The sequence below is a fragment of the Roseateles sp. genome, from assembly GCF_036486225.1.
GTDB lineage: Bacteria > Pseudomonadota > Gammaproteobacteria > Burkholderiales > Burkholderiaceae_C > Roseateles.
In genome coordinates, this window is sequence record NZ_DASVNZ010000389.1 from 1 (window position 1) to 2,477 (window position 2,477).

At 71.6% G+C, this 2,477-nt stretch carries 2 protein-coding genes; both read right to left on the minus strand.

Annotated features, from left to right (window positions below; all coding sequences use genetic code 11):
* Positions 1–137: 137 nt before the first annotated feature.
* Positions 138–2,030 carry a cytochrome c biogenesis protein DipZ gene (locus tag VF536_RS25195; RefSeq protein WP_331617708.1) on the minus strand — a complete coding sequence of 631 codons (1,893 nt, stop codon included), beginning with the start codon at positions 2,028–2,030 and terminating at the stop codon, positions 138–140.
* An 83-nt stretch (positions 2,031–2,113) separates the two neighbouring features.
* The coding region (msrB, locus tag VF536_RS25200; protein ID WP_331617709.1) for a peptide-methionine (R)-S-oxide reductase MsrB at positions 2,114–2,477 on the minus strand (364 nt) is incomplete at its 5' end.

Sequence of the window (2,477 nt, forward strand, 5' to 3'; positions counted from 1 at the left end):
GCACCGCGAGCGGCAGCGCCACCGCGCCGAGCAGCAGCAGGCGTCGGCGTCCTGTCGATCCCGACGTCGTCGACGTGCCGGGGCGGGGGTTGGAGGGCATGTTCATGGTCATCCTTTCATGGCCTCGCGGGCCCGGTTCAACCGAAGGTGAAGGCGTAGACAAGCACGCCGGGGTCGAGGAACTCGATGCTGAAGTCGCGGTCCTTCAACGGGCCGTCGCCCTGCCGGATCAACTGGTACAGGCGCTGGCCGCTCACGGTGCCGCTGCCGTCCGCATCGACGTCGATGCCGTGCGCCGCACCTGGCCGCTGACCGTCCAGCGTGACGCGGAACCTCACCGTCCTGCCGGCCGGCGCGCCCAGCACCAGGTGCAGGTCCCGCGCGTGGAAGCGATAGACCACCTTCGCCTGCGGCTTCAGGGCGGTCGCCTGCTGCGGCCCGACACGCCAGGCCCCGTCCAGCGCCCAGTCGTTGAGCGCCAGCGGCGCAGGCGCCGCATAGGCGGCCGGCTGGTCGTGCACCGCGCCCGACTTCGACTGGAAGCGCTCGGCGCGCTCGTACCCGACATAGGTCTCCGGGGAAGCGACCTCCTGGCTGCCGCCCGCCGACTCCACGCCCTTCGCCTGGACGTCGACCATGCCGCCGTCCGTCCGGTCGCTGCCGTTCTCGCGCAGCAGCTGCTGGATGACCGCTTCCGAGTGCGCGTAGTCGCCTTCGCCGAAGTGCCGGAAGCGGACGCGTCCCTGCCCGTCGATGAAGTAGTGCGCCGGCCAGTAGCGGTTGGCGAACGCGCGCCAGATCGCGAAGTTGTTGTCCACGGCGATCGGATAGGCAACGCCCAGGTCACGCGCGGCCTTGCGCACGTTGTCGACGTCGCGCTCGAAGGCGAACTCCGGCGCATGCACGCCGATGACGACCAGCCCCTGGTCGCGGTACTTCTCGGCCCAGGCCTTCACATAGGGCAAGGACCGCAGGCAGTTGATGCAGGAATAGGTCCAGAAGTCGATGAGCACGACCTTGCCGCGCAGCGACTCCGCCGTCAGCGGCTTCGAATTCAGCCACTGCACGGCGCCGTCCAGCGACGGAAGGCCGCCGAGGTCCGGCAAGGCCCCCGCCCCGCCGTGGCCGCCCGACATCATCATGGCGCCGGCCGATCCGCCGGAGCCACCGGATGCGCCGGTCATGGCTCCCGACATCGCGCCGTTCATCGCACCTTGCATGGCGTCCTTCGGGGCCATCGCGGCATCGGCCGACGCCATCATGGCCGACTGCGGCTGGGGCGCCATCGCGGCGGGCGCGCCGTCGCCAGGGTGCTGGAGGCGCTCCAGCAGGCGCTGTTCCAAGCCGCCGGTGGAGGCAATGGACAGCTGCGACAGCGCGCCGGTATCGAGCCCGAGCGCGATGGCCGCGACGCCGGCCAGCATCGCGATGCCCAGGCCGCGGCGCAGCCACTCGCCGCTGCCCAGATGGCGTTTCATGGCCGAGAAGACGCGCCGTCCCGCCAGCAGCGCGACCGCCAGCGAGGTGGCAGCGCCCAGTCCGTAGGCCAGCAGCAGCAGGCTGGTCTGCAGTCCCGCGCCCTGCAGCGCCGCCGTGGTCAGGACCAGCCCGAGGATGGGACCCGCGCACGGCGCCCAGAGCAGCCCGGTGGCGACGCCCAGCACGAAGGAGGACGCCGGTCCGCCCCGCCCCGACGACTGCGCCCGCGACGACAGGCGATCGCCCGCCGCGACGAACGGACGCGCGACGGCGTCGGCCAGCCGGGGCCACAGCAGCGCCAGCGCGAAGACCGCCATCAGCACGAGCGCCAACGCGCGTCCGGCCTGGTTGGCGCGCACCACCCATCCGCCGCCGACCGCGGCCAGCGTGGCCACCAGCGTGAACATCAGGGCCATGCCCGCAAGCATCGGCAGGACCGAGCGCGTGAACGGCTGCCCGGCGCGGGCGAAGACGAAGGGCAGCACCGGCAGGATGCAGGGGCTGACGATGGTCAGCACGCCGCCGAGATAGGTCAGGAGGAGCAGCAGCATTCGGAGGTCCGGGGTCGGGAGATCAGGGAGCCATCAGGGAAAGATCTGGGCGGCGGTCGTCACGCCGTCACGCTGTCACGCTGTCACGCCGACGCGGCGAAGCTCATGGCCACGCCGTTCATGCAATAGCGCAGGCCGGTGGGCCGCGGTCCGTCGTCGAAGACGTGACCGAGGTGCCCGCCGCAACGCCGGCAGTGGACTTCCATGCGCGCCATGCCGAGCGTCGTGTCGGTGCGGATCGCCACCGCGTCGGCCAGCGGCTGCCAGAAGCTCGGCCAGCCCGTGCCGCTGTCGAATTTGGTCGTCGACGAAAACAGCGGCAGCGCGCAGCCCGCGCAGGCGAAGGTGCCGCGACGGTGCTCGTCGTTGAGCGGACTGCTGTACGGGCGCTCGGTGCCTTCATGGCGCAGGACGGCAAAACCGGCCGGGGACAGCTTGGCCCGCCAC